Raw genomic sequence first — 25,058 nt, 5'->3', positions numbered from 1 at the left:
CGTCGGGCGCGGTGCTCCGGCGCGTCGGTCAGGACGATGCCGCCCGCGATAAAGGGCACCAGGCGCGGAAAGGTGCCCGCGCTGCGAAAGGTGGGGAGGTCGGTGAGCACCCGGCGGTTCCACTCCGGGCCGAAGCCCAGCACCGCCGGAAGCCCCAGCCGCAGCCGGAAGAGGCTCCCGCCCCCGTCCCGTGCCCGCCGCGCTCCCTCCTCCAGCAGAGGCAGCGGCGCGCGCGCCCAGTCCTGGAGGTGACCGGAGCCGGGACGGGGGGGCGGTTCGGGCAGGGCCGCGAGGGGGGTCAGCCCGGCCACGTTTCTCCCTCTCCCGGCACGTCCCGGCCCCCCAGGTCGTCGTAGGGCAGGCCCAGCACCTGCCCGGCCCCGTTCCAGCCGCTGAGAATCGAGAGGGGGACTCCCCCGCCGGGGTGCACCGTGCCCCCCACCTGCACCAGATTGCGGGCGCCGGGCAGCGTCCAGCCGGGGCGCAGGCTCCCGGTCAGGCCGTGCGGGGCCTGCCCGTACAGCGCTCCCCCCACCCCGGTGCGGGCGTAGTCGGCGGGGGAGAGGGGCCGCCACTCGGTCACCTCCAGCGGAAAACGGGCCTGCAGCCCCCGCAGCAGGAACTCGCCGTAGGACTGCGCGTCCCCGACGGCCTCCGGTCGCGGCGGCGCGTTCACGAGCAGGAAGGCCCGGTCGCCGTCGAGGTGCAGGTAGAGGGTGGGGTCGCTTGGCAGCCGCCCCGCCCGGATGTCGCGCCACTCGCGGGCGTAGTCGGTCGGCCAGAAGATGTGGTGGGCGTGGCCCCGGTTCTCCGAGAGCCGCAGTTGCAGGGCAAAGCCGCTCAGGCCGCGCGGGGCGGGGTCCGGGGGCAGCCCCAGCCAGCTGCGCGTGAGGGCACGGTCGGCGGCGCTGACCCAGGCGTCGGCGGCGAAGGCTCCCCGGCTGGTGTGTGCCCCCAGCACCTGCCCGCCGTGGGCGCTGAGCGACCGCACCGCCGTCCCGAACTCGAAGCGCACGCCCAGCGCCGCCGCCCGCTCGTAAAGGCGCCCGGCGAGCGCCCCCAGCCCGCCTTCCAGGTGCCAGACCCCGTAGCCCAGCTCCACCCAGGAAATGTTGTGCAGCACCGCTGGAGCGCGGTACGGGTCGGCCCCCAGGTAGGTCGCAAAGCGCAGCCAGAAGGGGGTCAGAAAGGGGCCACTGCGCACGAAGCGGGCGAGACTGCTCCACGGGGCGGCCCGGTGTCCCCGCGTGAGGGCGTAGCGGGCGAGCCGGGCGCGACTTGGCGGCGGCCCGAAGATGAAGGTGGGGGCGGCGTCCCGGTACATCCGCCGGGCTGCCCCCAGCAGCCGGGCGTAGTCGCGGGCCTCCTGGCGGGAGAGCTGCGCCAGCGTCGGCTCCAGGCTTCCGGCCACGTGCAGCGCCTCGGGCGCGAAGGTGCGGCCCGAGGGGGCGTGGTAGGTCGTGGTGGGGCGGGCCGGCTCCAGCGGGGGCAGCTCCAGCCCCAGCCGGGCGTGCAGGCCCCGGAACACCTGCGGCATGGTGACCACGGTGGGGCCGCTGGAAAAGTCCTCGTAGCCCAGCGCCGCTTTGCCGCCAGGCCGCTCCAGGGCGTCGAGGACGGTAACCCTGGCCCCGGCCTGCGCCAGCCGCAGCGCCGCCGCGAGGCCCGCGAAGCCCGCCCCGATGACGGCGATGTGGCGGGTCCGGGGGCTCACGCGGGGCCTCTCATTGCTCGTACTTCCGGCCCTTCCAGGCCACCTTGCGCCGCATGGCCCGACGATACACGGGCAGCGCCAGCAGGGGCGTGACGGGCGCGAGCAGCCCCTCGGCGAGGTCGGCGGGCCTGCGGCGCCCGGTCAGCAGGTTGACCGCCGTGCGCTCGGCCAGCCCCGCGAGGCGCAGGGGCCAGACCCCCGGCGCCTTTCCCGGCAGCAGCCAGGGCAGCGTGTACGCCGCGAGGTGCCACCCCAGCGAGGCGGCCAGCAGCGCCCGCGAGCGCCCGTGAAAGGACCCCACGTTCTTGCCGAAGCCCCCCACCGAGTCCGGGTAACTGCGGTACATCCGCACCTCCAGCACTCCGCGCCCCAGCGCCAGCCCCAGCCGTCCACCCCGCGCCTTGACCCGGCTGGCAAAGGCCACGTCCTCCAGCAGTTCCGAGCGCACCAGCGCGTGCCCCCCCACCCGGCAGTAGGTCTCCCGCCGCAGCACGAGCAGTTGCCCGTTGGCGGCGGCGGCGCTGGGGTGCGGAAAGCGCAGCAGCGGGTGGGGCAAGAAGGTCAGCAGCACCGCGTCCACCAGCGGCGTGAGCAGCCGCTCGCCCAACGTCTCGTTGCGCTGCCGGGGATAGACGCTCAGGAAGTCGGCCCCCGAACGGGCAAACTCGTGGAGCACCGCGCCCAGGGCGCCGGGGTGCCACTCCACGTCCGCGTCGGTGAAGATCAGGACTTCGCCCGTCGCCGCCTCCCCCAGTTGCTGACAGGCCCAGGGCTTGCCGTGCCAGCCGGGGGGGAGGGGAGCACCCGTGAGGACCCGCGCTCCCAGCCGCGCCGCCACCTCGGCGGTGCCGTCCGTGCTGCCGTCGTCGAGGACCAGCACCTCCTCCGCTCCCTGCGCGAGCAGGCCCGGCAGCGTGTGGGGGAGGTTGTGGGCCTCGTTCCGCGCAGGCACCAGCAGCGAGACGCGGGGCCGCTTCGGGGGGAGGGGCCGGGGCCGCAGCCGGGGATAGGTCAGCGCGTTGACGAGGAGGGTTAGCGCCTTGTACCCGAAAAAGCCCGCCGCCGTGAGGCGATAAGCGCGGGCGAGGTCGGGTCGCCTCACCGCCGCCGTCCTGGTCCGGGGTGGGTCAACCGGGCGAGCAGGCGGCTGGGGAGGTCGGGCCGCGCCGGATCGGGCAGCGGCGACCCGCAGACGTGCAGGTATCCGGCGAGCGGACGTTCCGGGTCACTCGCCGCGAGGTCGGCATCGAGCGCCCCGAGGTCGCGGGCGAGGGCTTCGGCCAGCCCCTCGGCGGTCGCCGCTGCCCCGAAGCGCAGGTAGGCTTCCGGCCGGGGGCGTCCCCGCAGGCCCACCCGCAGGGCGACGGGGACGAGCGGCACCCCCGCCTGCCGCGCGATCCAGCCCGCGCCGGGCCGCAGCTCGCGGGGGGAGCCGGCAGGCTGCAAGGCCCCCTCCGGAAAGACCACCACCCACGCCCCCGCCCGCGCTGCCCGGACCGCCGCCCGCAGCTCGTCCGCGCCCAGCGCCCCCACCCGCCGCAAGAAGGGGTAATGGGCAAGCTGCTGGGGCTGCATCAGCACGCGGGCCTCGGCCCCCACCTGCCAGGAAAGTTCGCGCAGCACGTACCCGTCCCACCACGAGTGATGGTTGGGGGCGAGCACCGCTCCGCCCGTCGGCCAGCTTCCCCGCACCCACACGCCCCCCAGCCCGGTGTGGAGGCTACGGCGGATGGAGGCCCGCAGCATCGCCGCGACCGGATCGGGGGTCATGCCCTCCCCCGCACGGCCCGCGCGAGGGTCAGGGCCGCCAGCATCGCCCCCAGCGTGACCCCGGCCTCCACGTACCGCCCGACGAGGACCAGTCCTCCTGGCAGGAAGAACAGTTCAATGGGGTAGGCAGCGGCAAAGGAGAGGCGCGAGAGGTCGGGGCGAGGAGCGGACTCCACGCGGACGAGGCTGACAGTGGCCGTCACCCTGGCCTCCCCCCGATGCTGGATGGGGAGGCTCCAGGCCCGCCGTCTCAGCCCGAACAACCCCGGCGCGATCCGGGTAAAGGCCCAGGCCAGCCCCGTCCCGACCCCCCACCAGCCCACGAAGTTTTGCAGGGGCGCTCCGGCCCACAGCGGCGCGGGGTCGCTCCAGAGCCAGTAGCGCTCGGCGGTCATCAGCGGCTCCAGGCCCACGTCCCACGCGACCATCAGCACCCCCGCCAGCCACGCCCGCCCTCCCGCCAGCCGGGTGGCCGCCAGCGTCAGCGCGAACCAGCCCAGCGGCACGATCAGCGGCACCGTCAGCAGCGTGGGCGGCGGCGAGGTCGCGTAGGAGTAAATGCCGAAGGGAAACCCGGTGCGGCTGCCCAGCAACTCCACCCCCCAGCCGACCACAAACGACAGCGCCGCCATCGCCCACGCCCGCCGCGACCCCACCCGCTCGGCGGCATACAGCCACCCGGCCACACACAGCGCGACCGTGCTGAGCAGCCCCAGCACCGGGAACCCCTCCGGCCAGAGGGGCACCGGAATCTTGAGGGCGGCGTAGGCACAGAGCCACCACATCCACGGCCGCATCTGCGCCGCGAGCGCCCCCCACCGCGCCCGCAACGTGCCCCCGAAGTCGCCCCCCAGCGCGTCCCCAGCCAGCGCCAGCCCCAGCGACGCGGGAAAGGCCACGGCGATCAGGCCCCATCCCAGCGCCGTACCCCGCAGGACGAGCAGCGCCCCCAGGAAAGCGACACCCAGCGCAGCGAAGGCGAGACCGAAACGGAGGAGGGTGGGGGAGAGGCGCAGGGTCAACCCGCCACCGTCCGCAGAGCCGCGAAATAGGCCTGGGTCGTCTCCGAGACTTCCCCCGGCAACCCGTCCAGAGGCCACCAGCGCAACGCCGAGGCGTCGTCCCCGGCCCGTGCCTCCCCGCCCGCAAAGTCGGCGGCGTAGACGTGCGTCTCCCAATTCACGACGTTCCCATCGGGGTAGGTGTGGCGGTGCGGGAAAGTCCCCAGTGGGCGCAGGTCGCCCACGCTCAGGCCCGTTTCCTCGCGCAGTTCGCGCCGGGCGGCCTGTTCGGGCGGCTCTCCCGCCTGGGCGCCGCCGCCCGGCACGTCCCAGCGGCTATTGTCCCCGCGCCGCACCAGCAGCACCTCGCCGGCCCGCAGGACGGCCACCCCCGCGCCGATCCGTCCCCTCACTTCCACCCCCGCTGGGTCAGGTCGCGCAGCAGCACCCGCGCCGCATTCCGCCCCGACGCGCCCATGATCCCACCACCGGGATGGGTGCTCGCGCCCGTCAGGTACAGGCCCTTCAGCCCTGGCCAGCGGTACTGGCTCGCGGCCATCCAGGGCCGGAAGGCGAACATCTGGTCAAAGCTCATCTCCAGGTGCATCACGTTGCCCCGGTGCAGGCCCAGGTTGGTCTCCAACCACTGCGGCGTCTGCACGAGTTCGCCCACGATGGTGTCGCGCGTGCCCGGCGCGTAGTGCTCAAAGGCCCGCAGGATGTTCTCCCGCGCTTCTGCCGTGCGCGTTTCCCAACTCCCTGACGCCAGCTCATAGGGGTAATACTGCGCCCACAGCCACAGCACCTCGCCGCCGGGAGGCGCGAGGCTGTCGTCCACCGCCGAAAAGCTCATGGCGATCAGGGGCGGATCGGTGGTCGGTTCGCCCGCCAGATACTCCCCGTACGCCTTCGCCAGTTGCCGCTCGTCCTTGATCAGCAGCCCCAGCCCCACCCGCGACTCCGGCTCGGTGTGCTGGCGGTAGCGCACCTTCTCGCTCAGCGCCAGTCGCAGGATCATGCCGAAGCCGTTGCCCACCCGCACCCGCCGCGCCGCCTCGGGGACGTGCTCGTCGGGCAGCGCCCCCGCCGTCGTCAGCACGTGGGCGCCGGACACGACCGCGCGGGCGGTGTAGCGCTCACCGTTCTCCAGCTCCACGCCCTGTGCCTTCCCACCCTGCACCAGAATCCGCCGCACCGGGGCATTGACGTGGACCTCGCCGCCGTAGTCCTCGATGGCCCGCCGCAGCGCCCGCGTCAGGCCGCCGGAGCCGCCCTTGGGCCGCGCGACCCCGCCCTCGTGGTAGAGGGGGTGCCACAGCAGGAAGGGCGCACTCAGCGGGTCCGACGGTGGCGGCCCGCTCTGCGCCGCCATCCACGTCAGGGGCGCCCGCACCCGCTCCTCCGAGAAGTATTCCCGCGCCACGTCCCCGTAAGGCCGCAGGATGCGGGAGAGCTGGGTCTGCATCTCGCGGCCCCGCCCGCTGCCCATCACCATCTTGCCCATCTCCAGCGGTCCCGGCGCCGAGTTGAACAGGTCGGCCACCGAGCGGGCGAAGGGCGTCCAGTCGGTAAGGAAGCGGCGGTACGCCTCGCCCTGACCGGGAAAGAGGGCCTCCAGCTCCCGCGCGGTGCGCTCTGGGTCGCGGTAGACGAACCACGGCGTCTCGCCGTCGGAGGCGTGGAACATGGGGTCCACTTCCAGGTAGTGCAGGCCGTGGCGGGTCAGTTCCAGCTCGCGCACGACGGGGGTCATCCGGATCAGGATGTGGGCGCTGCCGCCGTAGTCGAAGCGGTAGCCGGGCACCAGTTCCTCGGTGCTGACGGCCCCGCCGACGAGGTGGCGGCGCTCGAAGACGCCCACCTTCAGGCCCGCCCGCGCCGCGTAGGCCGCCGTCACCAGGGCGTTGTGGCCCGCCCCCATCACGAGTACGTCGTAGTCCGGCATTCTAGCTCCGAGTCTGGCACGCCGGGCGCTCCGGGGACGGTCAGGAATCCGCCAGAGGCCCTCCGCTACCGTGGTCCCATGTTCGGTCGCCGCGTGCCCCCCCACATCGTCTTCGCCCTCAGCGTGCTGCTGGCCGTGCTGTGCGCGATTCCTGCCGTGCGCTACGGGTTGGCGGAAAACTGGCTCCCCGCCCTGATCTGGGGCGCGGTTGCCGTGTGGTTCGCGGTGGACGCAGTGCGGTCCTACGGGTGGAGGCAGCAGAAGAAGTCGTAGACGCTGCGGGAGAGGTCAGTCCAGCCGCTTGACCCAGAAGCGCATGGGCTTGGGCGTGTCCCGCGTCTCGCCCACGTCGGGCCAGCTCAGCGTGGTTTCGAGGTCGGGGCGCTCCACGTACCCCCGCGCCTGCCAGAAGGTGTTCAGCGGGCGGTAATCGGCGGGCCGGGCCGGGTGGTCCGCCGGGCGCTGCACCGCGCAAAAGGCGGTGACGGGCAGCCCCAGCCGCCGGGCGTGGGCCTCCCGCTCGTCGAAGAAGCGGTGCCCCAGCCCGCGCCCCCGGTACCCGGAACGCAGCACGCTCTCCCCGAGATATAGCACCTCGCCAGGGTCGAACTCGGCCCCCAGGAAGGGACGCTGAATCTCCCCGGTCTCCGCGACGAGGGGGAGGGCGGTGCTGGCCCCCACCACCTCGGTCCCGTCGCGCACCAGCAGGGCGAGGGCTCCGGGCGCCTCCAGATAGGTCTGGAGGTACCGCTCCTCGTACTCAGGATTTCCGTCGTACAGGTACGGGAAGTCGCGGAACACTTCGGTCCGCAGCCGGGCGAGGTCGGGCAGGGCCGCCCGCAGCTCCTCGCCGCTCGCCGGGGTGACGCTGAGGCTCAAGCCTGCTCCGTCCCCGCGTTCACCTGCCGGGTCCAGTCCGCGAGATTGTAATAGTTCGTCACGCGGGCGATCTTGCCGCCGCGCACCTCAAAAAAAGCGCCTACGGGCAATACGTAGGTCTGCCCCGCCGCCTCGGGAAGGCCGGGGTCGGTCTTGAGGTACTCGCCGTGAATCACGAACTCGGCCGCCGCGCGGGTGCCGTCCGGGGTTGCCATCACCACGACCCCCTCGGCCCGCTCGCGGTAGTGGGCGTCCATCTTCGCCAGAAAGGTGCGAAAAGGCTCCATGCCGCGCTGCGTCTCGCCCTCGTTGACATCGTGCTGCACGTCGTCCGTGAGGAGGCCGAGCATGCCTTCGGCGTCCCCCGCGTTGAAGGCCGCGTAGTAGCGGGTCACGAGGTCGAGGGTCTGCGCCTGCGGGGTCTGGTCGCTGGTGGTCATGCCCGGCAGTGTAGCGGGCTCCCCCGCTGGGGGAAGGCGCGTGGGCTTTGTCACATCGCTAAAGATTTTGACGCTCTGGCCGCACACTTCGGGGTTGCCCCGTGGGCGGGCTCTGCTATGGTTTTGAACAAGCAGTGCCCACGATGATTCGCGTGTCCGGCGGCGAGAGCCGGACCGCTTTCAATAAAGGAGTTCCCCGCATGAAGCAGATGCGTTACATCCTGACCCGCCCCTGCCTCCAAGAAGGCAGCCTGCGGCTGCAAAAGTATCTGGAATCCACCTTTCCCGAGAGCGGTCCGGCCGTCTTCGTGGACGACCGGGGCCGCGAACACCGGGTCGAGATCGACCGCGCGGCGGGCGTCGTGCGCGGCCTGCACCCCCTCTACCACGACGCCAACCTCGGCGTGAACGACGTGCTGATGATCACGCCGCTGGAGGCGGGTCGCTACAGCGTGGAGGGGATCGTCAAGCCCCACGCACCCATCACCACCCCGCGTTCCGAGCACCAGCGGACCCCCGAGCCGCGCCGGGTGGTCGTGACGGCCACCCCGCATGTCCGCGAGGTGCGGATGCAGCACGCCGAGGCCAGCCCCGAGCGTCCCCCGGTGGCTCCCCGTCCCGAGGCCCCCGTCCGTGAGCCGCTGGTCCCCGTGACGGAGGCGACCGAGCGGCCCCGCGCTGCCGCCCCCACGCTGGCCCCGGCGCCCGCCGCGCCCCGCCCGGCGGCCCCCACCCCCGGCCCGGTGCCCGAGACGCCCGAAGCGCAACTCGCCGAACTCGCCAGCCTGACGGGCTACCGCCTGAGCTACGCGGCTCCCGGCGTGGCGCGGCTCGCGGCCGAGTTGGGCGAGTTCGGCTACGTGGTCCACGTCGCGCTGAGCGAAGCGGCCCGGCGCCCCGGCTGGGAGGGCGGCGCCGACCACAGCGCCGTGCTGACCCCCGAGGGGCAGAAGGTGGCTGGAACGCCGCGCCTGACCCGCGAGGCCCTGGTCGCGCTGCTGGAACACGCGCGGCTGGCGCCCCTCTCGCCCATCGACCTGCGGCCCTACTGGGAGGCGGGCGACCTCGACCTGGACGCGGCGGCGGGCGTGTCCGAGCTGGTGGGCGCCCACCTCGCCCAGCGCGGCGCGTTCTCCTTCGTGCTGCTGACCCTGGCGGCGCAGCCCGCGCACAGCGTGGTCGCGGTGCCCCGGCTGGCCGAGCGCCTGGGCAGCGGCGTGAACCCGGCCGAACTGCGCAGCATCCTCGACACGCTCAGCCGCGCTCCCTTCCTGGCGCTGACCCCGCTGCCGGGCGGCCAGTACCTGCTGCGGGCGGGCGTCGCCGAGATGCTGCGCGACGTCGCGGACTACGCCGACGGGGTGCGCCGCCGTATCCGCCCGGCGACCCCCGTTCAGGCCGAGGCGAGCCGCGTGCCCACCCTGGTCTGAACGCTCCGGCCCCCTGGGTCAGGTCAGCCGCACCTGCCACTCGGTGAAGCTGGCCCAGGGCCGGAAGCCCAGCGCCACGTTGATGCCCAGCATCGCGGCGTTTTCCTCGGCGTTGTTCGTCCGCACCCAGCGGGCACCGGGGAACTCGGCCTGCACGTGCCGGAGCATCTGCGCCTTGAGCCACTTGCCCAGCCCCTGGCCCCGCGCCTCCGGGGGCACGGCGGTCGCGCCCTGGTAGACCAGCGCCGCCCGCTCCGGGTGCCAGAAGGTCTCGGTGTAGCCCATCAGCTCGCCCGTGCGGGTGTCCTCGGCGGCGAGCAGCGGGCGCACCTCCCCGGCTTCCTCGATCATGCCCTCCCAGGCGCGGACCATCTCGGGGGTGATCTGCCAGTCGTCCACCTCCAGGTCGCCGCGCGGGGCGGTGTTCATCACCTCCATCATGCTGACCATGCGGGCCAGAAAGTCCTCGGGCACGCGGGTCCACAGGTGCAGGCGGTAGGGATCGCCCTCGGGGCGGGTGGTCCAGCGGTCCAGCACCTCGAGGTCCAGCCCGGCGAGGTCCAGCTGACTCTGGCGCATGGGGAGTGCGGGTTCGGCCCCCAGGGAGCGGGCGAAGGCTTCCCCGGCGGGCACCTGGCTGGTCGTCCCGCAGGTCACGAGGCGGCGACCCTCCTCGCGGGCGGCTTCTCGCAGCGCCCCCGCCACGGCGCGGCCCAGCCCCTGTCGCCTGGCCCCCGGGTGGACGAACAGCCGGGCGTGCGCCGCGTGCAGGTTCTGGGTCAGGCTGTAGTTCAGGCTGCCCCAGGCCAGCGCCCGGTCGCCGTCCCACACGGCGAAATGCCGCGCCGCCTCGCCGGGGGAGACGTGGGTCAGGCTCAGGGCCTCCAGTTCAGGCTTCAGGGGCGGGTCGTCCGGCAGGGCAAAGGCATGGCTGTCGGTGAGAAGCTGGCCCACGGCCAGGCGCTGCGTCGGGGTCGCGGTCGGTGGGTCGAAGGGGGACACGGTCAGGGTCAGGGCAGGGAACGTGGTCATGTCCACAGTGTGCGGGGCGGGCCGCCTGGAGGCATGGGCCAAACGGCGCACGCCGGGCTAGGCCGGAGCGCGGGGCAGTAGGCTGGGGGCGAGGCCAGCGCCCCCCCCGCCCCGCGCTGGCCGACCGGGAGGAGCCATGAGATTCGTCGTCGCCTGTGACGGGAGTGACCCCAGCCTGCGTGCCCTGCGCCGCGCCCTGCCGCTGGCGCAGGCGGCAGGTGCCGCGCTCGACCTCGTGCATGTGATCGAGGAACCGCCCGTCAGTCCCTTCGTGCAGTGGGCGGGCCTGGACGCCGACTACGTGCGCGAACTGCTCGAAGCGCAAGCGGCCCGCGCCCGCGAGGCCACCCTGGCCGTGACGCGGGCGGCGGGGATGGACGCCGAGTTCCGTGTCCTGCGCGGCCGCCCGGTCGACGAGCTGCTGAACGCGGCCCAGGACGCCGACCTGCTGGTGCTGGGCACCCACGGCTACCGGGGCATGGACCGCATGCTGCTGGGCAGCGTGGCCGAAACCCTGCTGCGCCGCGCCGAGGTGCCGCTGCTGGTGGTGCCGTAGGCGTAGGAGAAGGGGGCGACCGTTCGCGCGTCGCCCCCTCCCTCCCGTCCCCTGGCTCAGTTCCCGGCGGCCAGCCGCTCCCGCAGGAAGCCCATCAGCCCCCGGATATGCTCACGGCCAAAGCGGAACTCGACCCCGGCGGCGCGGTACAGCTCGGGCACGGGCACGGTGTTCCCCAGGCGCAGGCTGGCCTTGTACCGCTCCAGCGCCCCGGCCGGGTCCTGCCGCGCCTGCCGCCAGATGCCCACCGCCGCGAGGTAACACATCGCGTACTCGATGTAGTAGAAGGGCGCCCGGAAGATGTGGTAGTACTGCCAGCCCTTGGCCCGCAGGCCCTCGTCCAGCCCCTCCCAGTTCACGAACGGGTGGAAGGTCTTGTCCAGCTCCAGCCACTTGGCGTCGAGGTCGGCGATCGTCACGCCCTCGCCCGCCTCGGCGTAGAGCCAGTGCTGGAAGGCGTCCATCTGCGCGGCCCAGGGCAGGAAGGCGACCACGCCCTGCAACTGCTTCTCGCGGTAGCGGGCGAGGTCCTCGGGCGAGAACACATGCCCGAGGTGGTCCAGCGTCAGGAACTCCATCGCCATGGAGGGAATCTCCACGAACTCGATGGGACTCCAGCGGTTCCACACCAGCGGCTGTGCGGCCCCGCTCAGGAAGCCGTGAAAGGCGTGCCCGACCTCGTGGAACAGCACCCGCACGTCCTCGGCGGTGCCCACCACGTTCATCAGCACGAAGGGCTGGTTCTCCACCGGGAAGTACTGGCAGTAGGCGTGCGTCATCTTGCCGGGCCGCGACTCGAGGTCGAGCAGGCCTCCCGTCCGCATCTGCCCGAAGCGTCCGGCGAGTTCGGCGTCCAGGCCGTCGAAGGCCGTCTGCGCGAGCGTTTCCAGCTCGGCCCCCGTCGTGAAGGGCTTCAGCGACTCGCGGCCTTCCGGATCAAGGAGGTTGTTGCGGTTGTAGTCCCAGGGGCGCACCGAGTCCAGCCCCAGCCGGGTGGCGATGTCCCCGACGATCTCGGCGGCGAGAGGCACCACCTCGTCGCGCACCGCCTCGTGGAAGGCGCGGCAGTCTTCGGGCGTGTAGTCCACCCGGTCCAGCCGCTTCCACATGTAGTCACGGAAGGAGGGCAGGTCGGCGTTCGCGGCGAGCTGTCGGCGGGTGGGGAGCAGTTCCAGCATCAGGGCGTCAAGCTGGGGGGCGACCTCACCCGCGCTGACCGACAGCGCCCACCACGCGTCCTCGCGGTTCTGGCGCTCCGGGTGGTCGAGGCGCTGCTTGGCCTGCGGGACGGTCAGCGTTTCGCCGTTCAGGGTGACCGTCTGATTTCCGGTGATGACCCCGTGGCGGTTCATCTGCGCCTCGTGCGTCACGCCGAGGTCCACGTTCGCCTCGCGGAAGAGGGCGGCGGCGTCCTGCATTCGGCGGTAGGTCAGGGCGAAGTCGGGGGCGGGCTGGTAGCCGGGCACGGCGAGCAGCTTCTCGATCAGGGCCTGCCCGGTGCGCTGCGCCTGCGGGGAGACTTCCTCCAGAAAGCGGGCATAGCGGGCCTGGGTCGCCTCGTCATCGGTGTGGAGGTCGGCGTGGGTACCGAGCTTGCTGCCTGCCTGCCCCAGCTCGGCCTCCAGCGCACTCCACTCGGCCAACCAGCCGGGCACCGATTCGGCGGTGAGGTCGGCGGCGAGCAGGGCCTCGAAGCGCCCGGCGTAGGTCTCCCAGCGGGTCGCCTCGTCGGAGACGGTGAGCACACGCTCGACCGCGTTCAGGGTTGTGGTCATGGGGGAGAGTTTAGCGTCCGGGGGTCCCGGCCCCGGTAGGCCAGATGGCGCAGCGGGCGGGCCTCTAGACTGACCCGGTGAACGTGCCCGCCCCGTCCGACCCGACGCCGCCTGCTCCCCCTCTTGTCCTCGTGATCGTCGGGGGCAGCATCGCCGCCGTGAAGGCTCCCTCGGTGCTGCGGCGGCTGCGCGAGCGCGGGGCTACAGCGCGGGTCATCGCCACGGACGCTGCCCTCGCTTTCGTGACCGACCTCAGCCTCGCCACCGCCGCCGCGCACGAGGTCGCCACCGACGCAACGTGGTTCTCGCCGCGCCCGGACGCGCAGCACCTCACCCTGGCGCGGGCAGACGCGGTCGTCGTGGTGGGCGCCTCCGCCGACCTGCTCGCGCGGGCGGCGGGGGGGCACGCCTCCGACCTCGCCTCGGCCACGCTGCTGAGCGTCCGCTCGCCCGTGCTGTGGGTGCCCGCCATGAACGAGAAGATGTGGACCCACCCGGCGGTGCAGGCCAACGCGGAGACGCTGCGCGGCTGGGGCCACCGTTTCCTGGGGCCGGAGGTGGGGGCGTTCGGAACAGCGGGGGAGGGGTCGGGCCTGGGGCGCATGGCCGAGCCGGAGGAGATTGCGGGGGCGGTGCTGGCGCTGCTGGGCGCGGGCGAGTCGAGTGGAGAGTCGAGGCGTCGAGAAGTCGAGGCGTCGAGGGGAGCGGGTCTTTCCTCGACCTCTCGACCCTTCGACCCTTCGACCTCCCCGCAAGACCTCGCGGGCCTCCACGTCGTCGTCTCCGCCGGGCCAACCCGCGAGTACCTCGACCCGGTGCGCTTTATCAGCAACCCGTCGAGCGGCAAGATGGGCTTCGCGGTGGCCGAGGAGGCACGGGACCGCGGCGCTCGCGTGACGCTGGTGACCGGCCCGGTGTCCCTCCCCGACCCGCCCGGCATGACGGTGCAGCGCATCGAGACGGCGCTGGAATTGCGGGATGCGGTGAAGGCCGCCGCGCAGGACGCGCACATCGTCGTGATGACCGCGGCGGTGGCCGACTACCGCGCCGCCGAGGCCGCGACCGAGAAGCAGGCGAAGGTGGCGGGTGACGTGACGATGACCCTCACCCCCAATCCCGACATCCTCGCGGAGCTGGGGCGCGAGAAGGGCGAACGCGTGCTGGTCGGCTTCGCGATGGAGACGCACGCGGGGGTGGAACGGGCCGCCGCCAAAGCGGGGCGCAAGAATGCCGACTTCATCCTGCTCAACTACCCCACGCGGGAGGGCACAGCTTTCGGCGGCGACGACAATGAGGTCACCTTGGTGCGCCCGGACGGCTCACATGAAGCCTGGCCGCGCCTGAGCAAACGCGAGGTGGCCCGGCGGTTGCTGGACGAGGCGCGGCAGGTGCGTGGCGCGGCCCGCTGACCCCCCGTTTGCCTTATTCATTCCGGCTGCATACCATGACGTGTGCTCAGCAAGGATCAGCGCCAGAAGCGCATTCAGGACATCGTCGCCCGCGAGAGCGTCTCCACCCAGGCCGAACTTGTTGAGCGTCTGCGTGCGGAGGGCATTCAGGTCACCCAGGCGACCGTCAGCCGCGACATCAACGAGCTGCGGCTCGTGCGCGTGCCCGTCGGCAAGGGCCGCCACCGCTACGCCCTCGCGCAGATGGCGGGGCATCAGGGGGTGGAAGAGGAACTCGGGCGCCTCTTCCAGAACTTCGTCAAGGACGTGGACCGGGGCGAGAACATCCTGGTCATCCGCACCGCCGACGGCCACGCGACCGGGGTGGCGCTGCTGCTCGACCGCCTGCGCCGCGACGACATCGTGGGCACCATCGCGGGCGAGGACACCATCTTTCTCGTCGCCCGCACCACTCCCGAGGGCGAGGAACTGATGGAGGAGCTGCACGCGCTGATGCTGGGGTAAGGGCGCTGGCTCTCCAAGGAAGGTGGGAAGCGTCCCGGAACGCCTCCCACCCTTTCTCTCGCGTGTTCGCGCCGCAGCCCCTTCACGGCACGTCCCCGTCCTCCAGCTCGGGCACGTCCCCCACCGGAAGCTGTACGTGGGCCACGGTCCCCTTCCCGACCTCGCTTTCCAGCCAGATGCGCCCGCCGTGGGCGTCCACGATGCCCTTGGCGATGCTGAGGCCCAGCCCGGCACCCCCCGCGTCGCGGCTGCGGCTGTCCTCGACCCGGTAGAAGCGGTCGAAGAGGCGCGAAAGGTGCTCGGGCGGAATGCCGGGGCCGTCGTCCTGCACGCTCAGGCGCACCTCGCGGCCTTCCTCCTGCGGGGCGCTGATCAGGGTGACGGTGGTGGCCCCCGCCTTGAGCGCGTTGCCCACGAGGTTGATCAGCACCTGCTTGAGGCGGTCGGGGTCGCCCTCGAAGGGCACGTCCTCGCCGGTGGCGCGCAGTTCGGTGCCCTGCGCCTGCGCGAGGGGGGCGAGTTCGCGGGCCACCTCGCCCAGAAACAGGGTGGAGAGGATGGGCTGCCGGGTCAGGGGCAGCGCCCCACTGTCCGAGCGGGCGAGTTGCAGCAGGCTGGCGATCAGGTTGGTCAGGCGCTCGGACTCGGAGCGGATGATGTTCAGGCTCTCGCGCTGCTGCCCGGTCGGGTTGGTGCGGCGCAGCAGGTAGCCCGCGTGCCCGCTGATCGCGGTGACGGGGGTCCGCAACTCGTGGCTGGCGTCCGAGGTGAAGCGGCGCTGCGCCTCGAAGCTGGCCTGAAGGCGGCCCAGCATGGCGTTCAGCGCCTGCGCGAGGGCTTGCACCTCGTCCCCGGTGGGCGGCACGGGCACCCGCTCGTCCAGATTCTGCCCGCCGATGCCCTCGGCGGCCTGCCGGACCTGCCGCAGGGGCCGCAGCGCCCGGCCCGCCAGGACGTAGGCGCCCGCCGCCGCCGCGATCAATCCCAGCAGGCTCAGCGCGAGCACCCCGCGCTGAAGCTGCGCGAGGGTCCGCAGCGCCGGGTCCAGCGGCTGCCCGACATAGGCGATGGCGAGGTTGGGGGGCGCGCCCGGATCGAGCTGCAGTGGCCCCAGCACCACCAGAAAGCGGTGCAGGCGGCGAATCTCGGTGTAGGGGTCGCGCACCTCCCGCTCCACCAAGATGCGTCCATCGGGCGACCCGATCAGGCGGGCGAGTTCCTCGTCGGAGAGCCGCACCGGATTGTCCGGACTCATGCGGATGGTCTGCCGACGGCTGTCCGCCTGTCCCCGAACGAACTCCAGCACCTGCCGCCGCGCCTGCGGGTCCCGCGCCTCCCCGAAGTCCTCCAGGAGCGAGGTCAGGTCGTAGAAGGGCAACTCCTCGACCTGAATGGCGTCGTCGGGAAAGAGGTAGACCGCCCGCGGCAGGATGCCGGCGGCGTCGCGCTCCTGCGAGTTCAGGGGGTCTTTGAGGTTGAGGCCCGGCACCACGTCGCGCAGCAGCAGGTAGGAGTTGCCGAGTTCGCGTTCCAGGTTGCCCATCAGGCTGCCCCGGATGGTGAAGAAGACGGATACCGACACCGCCGCGAGCACCAGCGCGACCAGCCCGCTGTAAAAGACAGTCAGCCGCCAGCGCAGGCTCACGGGGTGGCCTCCGCCGGGGCAGGGGGGCGGCGGCCCCGGGGCACAGGAAAACCGGGCGCGTCAGGAAAGCCTGTCACGCCCGGCAGTGTACCTTCCGTTCCCCGCCGCCTACTCCTCGCGCAGCACGTAGCCCACCCCGCGCACGGTGTGAATCAGGCGCCGCTCGCCGCCTTCCTCGAGCTTGCGGCGCAGGTAGCCGATATACACGTCGACCACGTTGCTGCCCCCGGTGTACTCGGGCCAGACCTTCTCCTCGATCTCGAAGCGCGAGAAGACCTTGCCGGGATTGCGGGCGAGCAGTTCGAGCAGCTCGAATTCCTTGGCCGAGAGTTCCACCCGCCGCCCGCCCCGGAAAATCTCGCGCCCGTCGAGATTCATCACGAGGTCGGCCACCCTCACCTCTCCCGTGACGGCGGGGTTCACCCGGCGCAGGTGGGCGCGGACGCGGGCGAGCAGTTCCTCGATGGAAAAGGGCTTGATGAGGTAGTCGTCGGCGCCCGAATCCAGTCCCTCGACCTTGTCCTGAATGCCATCTTTCGCCGTCAGGATGATGATGGGCGTGTTGCTCGTCTTGCGGATGCGCCGGGCGACTTCCAGCCCGTCGAGAACCGGCAGCATCAGGTCGAGGATGACGAGGTCGGGATTGACCTCGCGAAATTTGCTCAGGCCGGTCACGCCGTCAAAGGCCACCTCGGTGGCATACCCCTCGGCGGCCAGCTCCAGTTCGATGAAGCGGGCGATATCTTTTTCATCCTCGATGACGAGGACCAGGGGTTTGCGTTCCATACGGCCAGTCTAAGAACCGTTCTCATGAGAATACGGCCCGGCCGCTTAACCAGTTTTCATCGGGACCACGCCCGGCCCGGCCGGGGCAAGAACCCGGTAGGCCCGGCTGTCTGGGCCGAAGCCCCGCAGCGGCGGCAGGGCACGGGGCGCGAGCGCCAGCGCCGTGCCCACCTCCCGCGCCGCTGCCGCGCACAGCAGCGTCTCGCCGGGGTCGGCGGCGTCGCACAGACGCCGGGCGTAGTTGACGGGCAGCCCGTAGGCGCTGAGCTGGCCGCCCACCATACCGGTCACCACCTCGCCCGCCGCGAGGCCCGCCCGCACCTGCAACGCCTGCCCCAGCGACCGGGCCAGCCCCAGCCCGGCGGCGCGGTCGTGGACTTCGAGCGCCGCCCGCAGGGCCTGCCCGGCCGCCCCAGCGGGCCAGAGGGCCAGCACCGCGTCCCCTTGGTGCTGCAACACCTGCCCGCCGTGGACCTCGAAGCTCAGGATCAGCACCTGCACGAACTCGGCCATCAGCGCGGCGTAGGTGCTCAGGGGCAGCGCGTGCGCGATGTGCGTGCTGCCCACGAGGTCGGCCATCACCAGGCACGCGGCCTCGGGCACGGGAGGCACGGCGGGCAGCGGCAGCAGCAGGGGCGTCATGGCTTGGTCACACTATGCCGCAGCGCTTAGCCTTGAGTAAAGACCCATCTGCGACACACGCGGGTCTCACGTCTTCATGAACCCGCGTCAGGGATGGGGCGCCAGGAAGCCATGCAGGGGGGGCAGGGTGCGAAAGGCGACCCAGTCTCCCGGACGCGCGGGGGGCAGGCTGCCGAAGCTGCCCAGCACCAGGGGCACCCGCGCCTGCACCACCCAGACGTGGCGGCCCACGCTGAGGAGCGGCCCCCGCCCGGTCACCGCCGAGACCCCGACGACCTCGAGGTGCTCGCCCGGCGCCTCCCCCTCACTCAGCGGCCGGGTCGCTGCCGGGTCGAGCAGGCCGTGGATCACGAAGCGGGCCGGGCCGGGCCGCGCGGCGTAGGGGCCGCTGCGGTCAAAGAGGTACAGCACCCGCCCCCCCGCCGCGAATTCCAGCAGCGGACTGCCCTCCCGGCCGGGATAGAGGACCCCCTCGGCGGCATAAGGCGCGTAGGTAGCCGCGAACTCGGTGTCGGAACTCTCCAGCGTCAAGGCGTCCCTTTCCTCCCGGCGTGCATGAGGGGGATTCTAGGGCACCGCGCCTTCCCCGCCCCCGTCCTCATCTTCCAGCCATTCCAGTCCCAGCCGGGCCACCCCCGCCGCGTCGAGGATGGGGTCGGCCCGCTCCAGCGCGAAGGTGCCTTCGACCTCGCGCAGCAGGTGAATCAGGACCAGCCCGCACAGGCGCTCCAGCACGGCCCAGCGCAGGCTTCCGGCCTCCTCCCGGGCCTGCGCCCGACGCAGCCGGGTCAGGGCGAGGCGTTCCTCGCCGTCCTGAAAAGCCTGGGCGGCACCCGGCGGCACCACGCCGCTCAGGTCAGGGTGCGCCACGTCACGTCCAGGATGACGCCCGCCAGCATGGTAAGGGCCAGCCACATGTTCGCGTCGAAAAAGGCGACATTCACCCGCCCGAGATCGTCTGGATTCACGATGCGGTGCTCGTACAGCAGGATGCCGCCCATGACGAGCGCGGCGAGGAAGTACCAGACGCTCGCGCCTGTGACCACACCCACCGCGAGCAGCAGCACGAAGGTGAGGGCGTGGCTCACGGCGGCGATCCGCAGCGCCCGCGGAATGCCGAAGCGGGCGGGGATGCTCCTGACCCCGTTGGCGAGGTCGAAGCGGTAGTCCAGGGTCGCGTAGATCACGTCCAGCCCGATCATCCAGAAGATCACGGCCGCCCACAGCAGCCACGCGCCGGGAGCGAACTCGCCCGTCACCGCGATCCAGCCGCCTGCCGCCGCCGCCCCGTCGGTCACGCCCAGCCAGGCGTGGCACAGCCAGGTGTAGCGCTTGGTGTAGGGATACCCGATCAGAAACAGCACCGCCAGCGGCATCAGCGCGAGGCACAGGGGGCCAAGTTGCGCCGCCGCGAACGCCATCACCGCGAGGCTGACCGCCGCGAGGCCCCACGCCTGCGCCGGGCTGACCTTGCCGCTGGGGACCTCGCGGCCCGCCGTGCGGGGGTTGCGGGCGTCGATAAGGCGGTCGATCACCCGGTTGGCGGCCATCGCGGCGGTGCGTGCTCCCGCCATCGCCAGGGTCACCCACAGCAGCACCTCCCAGCCGGGCCAGCCGGTGCCGTTGACCTCCATGCTGGCCAGCAGCATTCCCGCGTAGGCAAAGGGGAGCGCGAACACGGTGTGCTCGAACTTGACAAGGTCGAGGTAGGTCTTGACACGGGCCGCCGCGTTCACAGCCTCCCAGCATACTCTCTCCGGGCACCGGCTCTGGACACGCCCACCCCGGCCTCTGCTATGATGCCCTCCGCGCGGGTGCGGAGACGAGGCGTAGCGCAGGCCGGTAGCGCACTTGGTTTGGGACCAAGGGGTCGCTGGTTCGAATCCAGTCGCCTCGACCACCTTCTTCGGAAGGACCTCAGCACGCGCGGCACCCGGGCGGGATTGGTGTAGTGGTAGCACAGCAGCCTTCCAAGCTTCTGGCCTCGGTTCGAATCCGTGATCCCGCTCCAGATTTGAGCCTCCCCCGTGGAGGCTTTTTTCATCCCCCCTTTCACCCTCAGCCCTGCACCCTTAGCTCAGTTGGATAGAGCAACCGCCTTCTAAGCGGTCGGTCGTAGGTTCGAGTCCTACAGGGTGCGCCACTGAATCCCCCGTCATAGACGGGGTTTTCTTTTTGCCGCCCCATGCCCAACCGGGCCGAAGTCGCCCGCCGTGCCCAACGCGTGCCCAACGGGTTTTTCATGGCTTCCTTTCTGAGTCTTTCGTGAGGGCTGAAAAGTCCAGCGTCAGGGCCTCCCGTTCCTTCGCAAACACCGTCCGGTAACGGTCCAGGGTGAAGGAAGGCCGGGCGTGCCCCACCTGGGCGCTCACCACTTCGACGGGTTGCCCCTGAGCGCCCATCATCGAAATGAACGTGTGGCGGCAAGCGTGCGCCCCCAGGTAGGGCACCTTCGCCGCCGCGCACAGCGCCCGCAGTCCCCGGTAAATCGTGTCCGGCAGGATCGGCCCGCCCAGCGTGTTTGTGAAGACGGCGTCACTGCCCGCATAGGGCTTGCCCTTCGCCTGGGCTTCCCGGTCCAAGATGGGGCGCTCTTGCCACTCCCGCAGAATGTCCAGCGCGTCCCCTGAGACGGTGATGGTCCGGCGTGATCGGGGCGTCTTCGGCGTGGTCCGGTGGGCCACCCCCGCGAGACTCACCAGCGCCTCTTTGACTTCGACGCGCCCCGAGTGCAGGTCCACATGTTCCCAGCGCAGCCCCAGGGCTTCCCCCACGCGTAAGCCCGTCGAGAGCATGAAGCAAAAGACGCTCCCCAGCCGATCACGCCGGGCCACCGCATAGAACGCGCTCGCCTGCTCTGGGGTCCAGGCTTTCACCTTCTCTTCCTTCGCCGCGTCCCGTGTGTAGCGGGGGCGGGCCACGTCTGCCGGATTCCGCATGAGGTCGCCATGCCGCACCGCTTCCGCGAAGGCGAGGTGCAAGAGGTTATGAATCTGCCGCCGCATGGAGTCGCCCAGCGGCTTCCCTTTCGTTTCCTCGCGCCGCTCATCCTGATACGTCAGGCCCGCGTAAAACGTCTCCAGATCGCGGGGCGTGATCGTGGCGAGCCTTCGCCGCCCCAGGCCCGGCGTGATGTGGTTTTCGATCAGGCTCTTTTGAGAGTGCGCGTACTTCGCGGCAAGTCCGGCTTGCCGCTGCTCATGCCACGCCGCGAGGTACTCGCCCAGCGTGGTTTGAGGCGAGACGCTGAACTGCCCCCGCGCCGCGTCCGTCCGCACCCGGCTCAGGGCGTCTTCGGCTTCCGTCTTTGTGGCAACGGTCCCGGCCACGCGCCGGACCTCACCGCTGGGCAGCTCGATGCTGGCCCGCCACTGCCACCGCCCGGAAGGAAGACGCCGGACACTGCCGCGCCCATTCCCGCGTTTCTCGCGCTCGCCCTTTCGCGTCATGCTTCACCGCCTGGGCGCGTCACTGGCCTTTGGGCACTAGCTGAACCTCCAGCCCCAGCGCCTCCAGTACGGCGGGCCAGTGGCTATCAGGACGCACGGGGGGGCTGCCCAGGGTGCGGCTCAGGATCGCCGGAGTGGTCCCGATGTGCTCGGCAAGCTGGGCTTGCGTCATCCCCTTTTCTTTGAGCCGGGCGCGGATCGTCTCTTTGGGCGTGGGCGTCATGTTTGCAGTCTAAGCTAGTTTGCACGTATTGACAATGTTTGCAAGTGAAGCTAACATGGGTTCAGCAGTGAAGGGCGGGTTCCCGCTAAGAATCCCCGCCCCTCCTGACTCCCCCGCAAAGAGGTAAGTCACATGGAAGCTAGCACCCTTCGCCCCGCTCAGCCGATGCTCTCCCGCACCTTCGCCGCTGTGATCGAGCACCGCCCCCACGGGGAATACTGGGGCGACACCCGCCACACCGTCACCCTGACGGCCACCGCTCAGGGCATCGCCGCCCAGGTCAACGGCCAGCCGGTGCCCACCGCTGAGGCCCTGGGCATCCTGAGCCGCGCTGCCCGCGTCGAAGTGCTGGAGGAAGTGCCGATGCCCGCCCCCACCATCGGCAAGGCCCGCGCTGCCCGCCTTCACCGCCTCATGGCCCGCTACGGCGTCCCCAGCGGCGAGCACTACGGATTCGCCGGGGCCGCGCTGGATCGGCCCGTGTTCAGCCTCGCGGCCCTGACAGAGCCGGAAGCCCGCGCCGTGTGGCAGTTCCTCCAGGCCACGCACAGCGCCGCCGCTGCCTGAGTCCCGCTGAGGTTGTCGCCCGTCCGACAACCTCGCCCCCTCTCCCGCTGGAGGTCCACACCATGAACACGCTCGCCACCCTGCCCACCGTAGACGCCCTGGTTCCCGATCCTGCCCGGCCCGTGTTGCTCTTCGACGATCACGCCGTCTGTATCGTCACCCCGGCCACGCTGCCCGCCCCACTGCTCTGCCCGCTGCCCACTGGAGACGCCGTGCTGCTCTCCGACTGGGGCACGCCGGGCCGCCCCGCGTACCTGATCCCCGCTTCCCTGCTTGCCGACGTGCGCCGCGTGCTGCGGCTGGAGGTCATCGCATGAACGAAACGCGCCCCCTGCTCACGGCCATTGCCCGCACCGCTGAGACGGTGACATTCTCCGGCACGCTGGAGGGCGAGCCTTACGCCGTCACCTTCCCCCGGCCCGTGTACGCCCAGCTCAGCCAGAATCTCGACACGGACGAATGGCGCGTGAACATCTGCAACCGTGAGCCGGTCAACGCCGGGCCGGACTTCCGCTTCCTCGCCTTCTTCGACATACCGGACACCCCGGAAGGCCGCGCCGTGCGTGACTTCATCCTGAGCCGCTGAACCCTGCCCGCTCTCGCCCCTGCCTGCCCGGTGGGGGCTTTCCCGTTGGGTCATTGCTGGAGTCAAAAAGTTACTTGGGATTCTGGGAGAGCGGGAGAGGGCCGCCTGACGCCGCCGTGATCGTCGAAGAGGTCGCGCCGCCGATCACCCATCACAAAAGAAGCGGAATCAAAGTTCACCAAGTTCACCGCGCCTCTTTTCCTCGGCTGAGTGGGCGTTTCTCCGGGTGAACTTTGAAAAGTCGAAGTTCACCGCCATGTTCAAAGTTCACCTGCCCGCACCGTTAGGGATACTCACGGCTTCACTGTTGCTCTAAGCAACGGTGCCCACAGCAGGCCCGTAGAGCCTCAGCAGCGCCCCACCCGGCCAGACTGCCGGGGCGAGGGCGAGAGGGGGCACGGTGGGCGTGCTGTGCATTTGTCATGGGGTCCGGTGGGCGTGCATTTGTCATGGGGGTTGCTGCACGGCGGGTTCTGCATGGGGATGAATACCCTCGCCCTGATCGCGTCAAAGGGCCGCCCATCTGGAGAGCGGCCCTCTTTTTAGGGTGTCAGGTTTGTCCGCTTTCAGCCGCTCACCATCGCCCGCACGATCCGCGCCGCGTCTTCTTCGATGAAGCACAGGGGCCGCACCGCGTCGAAGGCATCGCCCAGGGTCATCCTGCCCGCCGCGTACTCCCGCCGCACCGCTTCCACCTGGGGACCGTGCCGGGTCATCCGCAGATCGTCAAGCACGCCGTACAGCCGCCGCGTGATCGGGTCAGGGTGCTCACTCACTGCCGCCCCCGTACAGCCCGCCCGCGTCCACAATGCCCCGCAGTGGGCCGGGGGTGTCCTGCCCTTCCCCGCGCCGCTGTACCGCCTCCAACTCATGCAAGGCCCGGTACAGCACCCTTTCCAGGTGGGCTTCATAGCGCGTGACTTTCTCCAGTTCCTTTTGGCCGGGCAGGGTGGCGAGACTCAGCGCGTCGGCTCGCACCTCCAGGGCCTCGCGCTGGGCGTCCCGTACCGCTTGCGCCTTCAGCCGCTCACCGCCCGCGAGACTCCGCAGCAGGGCACCGCCCATGTGATCGTCGAGACGTGTACGCCACAGCCGCACCAGGCCGGGCAGCTCGCCCGGTTCATACTCCCAGTCATTCGCCTCGATGTATTCCACTTCGCCCGCTTTCGGCTTGCGGCCCGTCAGGGCTTGCACAATCGCGGCAGGCTTCACCTTGAGGCGCTGAAGTTGTTCGGTCAGCAGGTGGGCCACCATGAAGGCCGCGTTCGCCTCCAGGCCCTCACCGCTGCCCCCGTCCGCGAGGGCGTCAAGCTGCCGCGCCGCCTCTTCATGCCGCGCCGCCTGATCCTCACTCAGCGCCGGGTCTTTCCGCAGGTGGTATGCGCTCTCGCCCACCATCATGTGAAGCCGGGTGTATGCCTTTGTCACTGCCCCGGCGGGGCCGTATTCCTTTTGCTCTTCGATGCCCTGGAGGGCGCTCCGCTGCTCAGCGGCAGACACCGCCGCCTCATAGCGGGCCACCCGGTCCAGTCGCCACATGGCGAGGGCGATGCGGTCGGCCAGCCGTTCCTGAAGGTAGCCGCGTGCCCCGCTGGACTGCCGCACCGCCTGAACATGCGCCGCGTATGCCTCACGCTCAGCCGGGGGGACGTGCTCACTCAGGATGCCGTGCCGCTGGGCGTTGCCGCCCCTGGGGTCACGATCCGGGGGGATCACTTCGGCGGGGTTTGTTTCGTAATTTTCACTGCTCATGCTCGCCCCCTTCCCTCAGCGGATCGGGGGCCGTGTCCCCACGTTGCCGCCGTTCGATGCGTTCCCGTACAAGCGCGTTCACATCGTCGAGCGGGTTGTATTCGGGGTCCGGTTCAGCCCGCCCGCCGATGATCCGGCCCATGATCTGCTTCACCAGGGCGTCACGGTCCCCACTCATGCCGCGCCCCCATTCGCCTTACGGTGGGCACGGGCTTTCGGCGCGTCGGCCACCAGATAGGCCGTCACCGCGTCCGAGTACAGCCGGGCCACCAGCCGCAAGATGCGCTCGTCGAAGTCGGCGTAGGGGTGCAGCTCGCCCTGGGGAATGAAGGGGAAGCGGTAGTCCGTATCTACGCGGGTCCGTTGCTGCCAGTCTTCACCGAACGGATTTACCTTGAGGGCTTCCACGTCCGCGCCGCGTTCCTCCAGATCACGCATAAAGGCCCGCACTCGGTCCAACTGCGCTTGATCCCAGCCCTGATTGTGGATCGGCACGCCCAGCGCCAGGGCGTCTTCAATGAACCGTGCCCGTAGGGTGTGCCAGTCCTCGCGCCGTTCAATCAGTTGCCCCATTTCCGCTTTCACCGTGTCCACCAGGGCGAGGATTCCGGCGTGTTGCTCATCCTGGGCTTTCCTGATTGCCGCTGCCGTTGCCGTGAGGCGGTCATAGCGGCTCTGTTTGGCTTGCTGCCCCTCAAGGTCACTGATCCGCGCCTCTACGGTGCCGATCTCGCCCCGCTGCTCCCTGAGCATCGTTTCAAGCGCCGCCCGCTGCCCTTCCAATGCCGCCATGCCTGCGAAGTCTCGGGACTTACCCGAGCGCATGGCCTCCAGCTCTGCGGACTTCTCAGCGTGCAAGCGGGAGAGTTCGGCCTCATCGGTTCTCAGGGCTGCCAGTTCCTTACGATGGGCGGCAATCTGCTTTTCTAGGGCCTTTGTCTCGGTCATGCCCG

31 protein-coding genes and 3 tRNA genes (1 of these 34 cut by a window edge) are annotated in these 25,058 nt (G+C 70.9%); 11 read left to right on the top strand and 23 right to left on the bottom strand.

Translation table 11 applies throughout. The features are described 5' to 3' along the window. The 7 genes in view from C3K08_RS13370 to C3K08_RS13340 are tightly spaced (at most 10 nt apart) and all read right to left on the bottom strand, a layout consistent with a single transcriptional unit that may run on beyond the window. A protein-coding gene (locus C3K08_RS13370; protein WP_304529213.1) for a cytochrome P450 crosses the window boundary here: on the bottom strand, positions 1-311 show its 5' end (the start). It extends 859 nt beyond the left edge of the window; the window shows 311 of its 1,170 coding nt (coding positions 1-311); the start codon lies at positions 309-311; the stop codon falls past the left edge of the window. Then, complete coding sequence (locus C3K08_RS13365; protein ID WP_104991736.1) at positions 299-1,714, bottom strand: NAD(P)/FAD-dependent oxidoreductase; 1,416 nt, start codon at positions 1,712-1,714, stop codon at positions 299-301. The genes C3K08_RS13370 and C3K08_RS13365 overlap by 13 nt, the downstream gene beginning before the upstream one ends. A gap of 10 nt (positions 1,715-1,724) precedes the next feature. Beyond that, positions 1,725-2,816 (bottom strand): glycosyltransferase family 2 protein, encoded by a 1,092-nt coding sequence (locus tag C3K08_RS13360; RefSeq protein WP_104991735.1) that lies wholly within the window; start codon positions 2,814-2,816, stop codon positions 1,725-1,727. Beyond that, positions 2,813-3,484: a 1-acyl-sn-glycerol-3-phosphate acyltransferase gene (locus C3K08_RS13355; protein WP_234009090.1), complete on the bottom strand. Its 672-nt coding sequence runs from the start codon at positions 3,482-3,484 to the stop codon at positions 2,813-2,815. The genes C3K08_RS13360 and C3K08_RS13355 overlap by 4 nt, the downstream gene beginning before the upstream one ends. Beyond that, the gene (locus C3K08_RS13350; protein WP_304529212.1) at positions 3,481-4,506 is read right to left on the bottom strand and encodes a carotenoid biosynthesis protein; all 1,026 of its coding nucleotides are present in this window, start codon (positions 4,504-4,506) and stop codon (positions 3,481-3,483) included. Before C3K08_RS13350 ends, C3K08_RS13355 begins: the two co-directional genes overlap by 4 nt. Continuing rightward, the gene (locus C3K08_RS13345; RefSeq protein WP_234009089.1) at positions 4,503-4,898 is read right to left on the bottom strand and encodes an NUDIX domain-containing protein; all 396 of its coding nucleotides are present in this window, start codon (positions 4,896-4,898) and stop codon (positions 4,503-4,505) included. Before C3K08_RS13345 ends, C3K08_RS13350 begins: the two co-directional genes overlap by 4 nt. Beyond that, a complete protein-coding gene (locus C3K08_RS13340) occupies positions 4,895-6,430 on the bottom strand; it encodes an NAD(P)/FAD-dependent oxidoreductase (protein ID WP_104991734.1) in 1,536 nt (511 codons plus the stop codon). The genes C3K08_RS13345 and C3K08_RS13340 overlap by 4 nt, the downstream gene beginning before the upstream one ends. A gap of 78 nt (positions 6,431-6,508) precedes the next feature. On the opposite strand from C3K08_RS13340, the gene C3K08_RS13335 reads away from it, so the two are divergent. Then, complete coding sequence (locus C3K08_RS13335) at positions 6,509-6,703, top strand: hypothetical protein (RefSeq protein WP_104991733.1); 195 nt, start codon at positions 6,509-6,511, stop codon at positions 6,701-6,703. Between the two features lie 15 nt (positions 6,704-6,718). Here the strand turns inward: C3K08_RS13335 and C3K08_RS13330 are convergent, their stop codons facing one another. Next, positions 6,719-7,309, bottom strand: coding sequence for a GNAT family N-acetyltransferase (locus tag C3K08_RS13330; protein ID WP_104991732.1), 591 nt, complete (start codon positions 7,307-7,309; stop codon positions 6,719-6,721). Then, positions 7,306-7,749, bottom strand: coding sequence for a ketosteroid isomerase-related protein (locus tag C3K08_RS13325; RefSeq protein ID WP_104991731.1), 444 nt, complete (start codon positions 7,747-7,749; stop codon positions 7,306-7,308). Before C3K08_RS13325 ends, C3K08_RS13330 begins: the two co-directional genes overlap by 4 nt. A gap of 200 nt (positions 7,750-7,949) precedes the next feature. Here C3K08_RS13325 and C3K08_RS13320 point away from each other — a divergent pair, with 200 nt between their 5' ends. After that, positions 7,950-9,179 (top strand): hypothetical protein, encoded by a 1,230-nt coding sequence (locus C3K08_RS13320; RefSeq protein ID WP_199776944.1) that lies wholly within the window; start codon positions 7,950-7,952, stop codon positions 9,177-9,179. Positions 9,180-9,197: 18 nt separating this feature from the next. On the opposite strand, the gene C3K08_RS13315 is transcribed toward C3K08_RS13320, so the two are convergent. Then, the gene (locus C3K08_RS13315) at positions 9,198-10,211 is read right to left on the bottom strand and encodes a GNAT family N-acetyltransferase (protein ID WP_104991730.1); all 1,014 of its coding nucleotides are present in this window, start codon (positions 10,209-10,211) and stop codon (positions 9,198-9,200) included. A 136-nt stretch (positions 10,212-10,347) separates the two neighbouring features. On the opposite strand from C3K08_RS13315, the gene C3K08_RS13310 reads away from it, so the two are divergent. Continuing rightward, positions 10,348-10,767 (top strand): universal stress protein, encoded by a 420-nt coding sequence (locus C3K08_RS13310; protein ID WP_104991729.1) that lies wholly within the window; start codon positions 10,348-10,350, stop codon positions 10,765-10,767. Positions 10,768-10,823: 56 nt separating this feature from the next. Here the strand turns inward: C3K08_RS13310 and C3K08_RS13305 are convergent, their stop codons facing one another. Next, complete coding sequence (locus C3K08_RS13305) at positions 10,824-12,542, bottom strand: M3 family oligoendopeptidase (RefSeq protein WP_104991728.1); 1,719 nt, start codon at positions 12,540-12,542, stop codon at positions 10,824-10,826. A gap of 77 nt (positions 12,543-12,619) precedes the next feature. On the opposite strand from C3K08_RS13305, the gene C3K08_RS13300 reads away from it, so the two are divergent. Beyond that, positions 12,620-13,951 carry a bifunctional phosphopantothenoylcysteine decarboxylase/phosphopantothenate synthase gene (locus C3K08_RS13300; protein ID WP_104991727.1) on the top strand — a complete coding sequence of 444 codons (1,332 nt, stop codon included), beginning with the start codon at positions 12,620-12,622 and terminating at the stop codon, positions 13,949-13,951. A 42-nt stretch (positions 13,952-13,993) separates the two neighbouring features. Further along, complete coding sequence (argR, locus tag C3K08_RS13295; RefSeq protein WP_104991726.1) at positions 13,994-14,455, top strand: arginine repressor; 462 nt, start codon at positions 13,994-13,996, stop codon at positions 14,453-14,455. 82 nt (positions 14,456-14,537) lie between these two features. Here the strand turns inward: argR and C3K08_RS13290 are convergent, their stop codons facing one another. The 6 genes from C3K08_RS13290 to mqnP form a co-directional block, all read right to left on the bottom strand. After that, the gene (locus C3K08_RS13290) at positions 14,538-16,100 is read right to left on the bottom strand and encodes a cell wall metabolism sensor histidine kinase WalK (protein ID WP_104991725.1); all 1,563 of its coding nucleotides are present in this window, start codon (positions 16,098-16,100) and stop codon (positions 14,538-14,540) included. 108 nt (positions 16,101-16,208) lie between these two features. Next, positions 16,209-16,886, bottom strand: coding sequence for a response regulator transcription factor (locus tag C3K08_RS13285; RefSeq protein ID WP_010887388.1), 678 nt, complete (start codon positions 16,884-16,886; stop codon positions 16,209-16,211). A gap of 45 nt (positions 16,887-16,931) precedes the next feature. Next, positions 16,932-17,528: an adenylate/guanylate cyclase domain-containing protein gene (locus C3K08_RS13280; RefSeq protein WP_104991724.1), complete on the bottom strand. Its 597-nt coding sequence runs from the start codon at positions 17,526-17,528 to the stop codon at positions 16,932-16,934. 87 nt (positions 17,529-17,615) lie between these two features. Continuing rightward, a complete protein-coding gene (locus C3K08_RS13275) occupies positions 17,616-18,059 on the bottom strand; it encodes a hypothetical protein (protein WP_104991723.1) in 444 nt (147 codons plus the stop codon). Positions 18,060-18,095: 36 nt separating this feature from the next. Next, the gene (locus C3K08_RS13270) at positions 18,096-18,398 is read right to left on the bottom strand and encodes a hypothetical protein (protein WP_104991722.1); all 303 of its coding nucleotides are present in this window, start codon (positions 18,396-18,398) and stop codon (positions 18,096-18,098) included. Continuing rightward, on the bottom strand, positions 18,380-19,264 hold the full coding sequence (mqnP, locus tag C3K08_RS13265; RefSeq protein ID WP_104991721.1) for a menaquinone biosynthesis prenyltransferase MqnP: 885 nt from the start codon (positions 19,262-19,264) through the stop codon (positions 18,380-18,382). Before mqnP ends, C3K08_RS13270 begins: the two co-directional genes overlap by 19 nt. A gap of 87 nt (positions 19,265-19,351) precedes the next feature. Here mqnP and C3K08_RS13260 point away from each other — a divergent pair. From C3K08_RS13260 to C3K08_RS13250, 3 genes are all read left to right on the top strand, one after another. Further along, a tRNA-Pro gene (locus C3K08_RS13260) sits at positions 19,352-19,428 on the top strand. Positions 19,429-19,465: 37 nt separating this feature from the next. Then, positions 19,466-19,539 (top strand) — tRNA-Gly (locus tag C3K08_RS13255). A 55-nt stretch (positions 19,540-19,594) separates the two neighbouring features. Then, a tRNA-Arg gene (locus C3K08_RS13250) sits at positions 19,595-19,671 on the top strand. 97 nt (positions 19,672-19,768) lie between these two features. Here the strand turns inward: C3K08_RS13250 and C3K08_RS13245 are convergent. Both C3K08_RS13245 and C3K08_RS13240 read right to left on the bottom strand, forming a co-directional pair. Continuing rightward, positions 19,769-20,977: a site-specific integrase gene (locus C3K08_RS13245; RefSeq protein ID WP_199776943.1), complete on the bottom strand. Its 1,209-nt coding sequence runs from the start codon at positions 20,975-20,977 to the stop codon at positions 19,769-19,771. Positions 20,978-20,996: 19 nt separating this feature from the next. Beyond that, positions 20,997-21,200, bottom strand: coding sequence for a helix-turn-helix transcriptional regulator (locus tag C3K08_RS13240; protein ID WP_104991720.1), 204 nt, complete (start codon positions 21,198-21,200; stop codon positions 20,997-20,999). 132 nt (positions 21,201-21,332) lie between these two features. On the opposite strand from C3K08_RS13240, the gene C3K08_RS13235 reads away from it, so the two are divergent. The 3 genes from C3K08_RS13235 to C3K08_RS13225 all read left to right on the top strand — a co-directional run bounded on the left by C3K08_RS13235 (position 21,333) and on the right by C3K08_RS13225 (position 22,353). Further along, positions 21,333-21,767, top strand: coding sequence for a hypothetical protein (locus C3K08_RS13235; RefSeq protein ID WP_158679935.1), 435 nt, complete (start codon positions 21,333-21,335; stop codon positions 21,765-21,767). Positions 21,768-21,829: 62 nt separating this feature from the next. Continuing rightward, positions 21,830-22,084 (top strand): hypothetical protein, encoded by a 255-nt coding sequence (locus tag C3K08_RS13230; protein ID WP_104991718.1) that lies wholly within the window; start codon positions 21,830-21,832, stop codon positions 22,082-22,084. Further along, positions 22,081-22,353, top strand: coding sequence for a hypothetical protein (locus C3K08_RS13225; protein WP_104991717.1), 273 nt, complete (start codon positions 22,081-22,083; stop codon positions 22,351-22,353). Before C3K08_RS13230 ends, C3K08_RS13225 begins: the two co-directional genes overlap by 4 nt. Positions 22,354-22,919: 566 nt before the next feature. Here C3K08_RS13225 and C3K08_RS17980 read toward each other — a convergent pair. The 4 genes from C3K08_RS17980 to C3K08_RS13210 are packed head-to-tail and all read right to left on the bottom strand — an operon-like array spanning position 22,920 to position 25,053. Continuing rightward, positions 22,920-23,129 (bottom strand): hypothetical protein, encoded by a 210-nt coding sequence (locus C3K08_RS17980; RefSeq protein WP_158679934.1) that lies wholly within the window; start codon positions 23,127-23,129, stop codon positions 22,920-22,922. Beyond that, a complete protein-coding gene (locus C3K08_RS13220) occupies positions 23,122-24,105 on the bottom strand; it encodes a hypothetical protein (RefSeq protein WP_104991716.1) in 984 nt (327 codons plus the stop codon). The genes C3K08_RS17980 and C3K08_RS13220 overlap by 8 nt, the downstream gene beginning before the upstream one ends. Then, positions 24,095-24,283: a hypothetical protein gene (locus C3K08_RS13215; RefSeq protein WP_104991715.1), complete on the bottom strand. Its 189-nt coding sequence runs from the start codon at positions 24,281-24,283 to the stop codon at positions 24,095-24,097. The genes C3K08_RS13220 and C3K08_RS13215 overlap by 11 nt, the downstream gene beginning before the upstream one ends. Further along, the gene (locus C3K08_RS13210) at positions 24,280-25,053 is read right to left on the bottom strand and encodes a hypothetical protein (RefSeq protein ID WP_104991714.1); all 774 of its coding nucleotides are present in this window, start codon (positions 25,051-25,053) and stop codon (positions 24,280-24,282) included. The genes C3K08_RS13215 and C3K08_RS13210 overlap by 4 nt, the downstream gene beginning before the upstream one ends. Between the last annotated feature and the right edge of the window lie 5 nt (positions 25,054-25,058).

Source organism: Deinococcus sp. NW-56 (assembly GCF_002953415.1).
Taxonomy (GTDB): domain Bacteria; phylum Deinococcota; class Deinococci; order Deinococcales; family Deinococcaceae; genus Deinococcus.
This window is presented reverse-complemented; position numbering and strand designations above follow the sequence as displayed.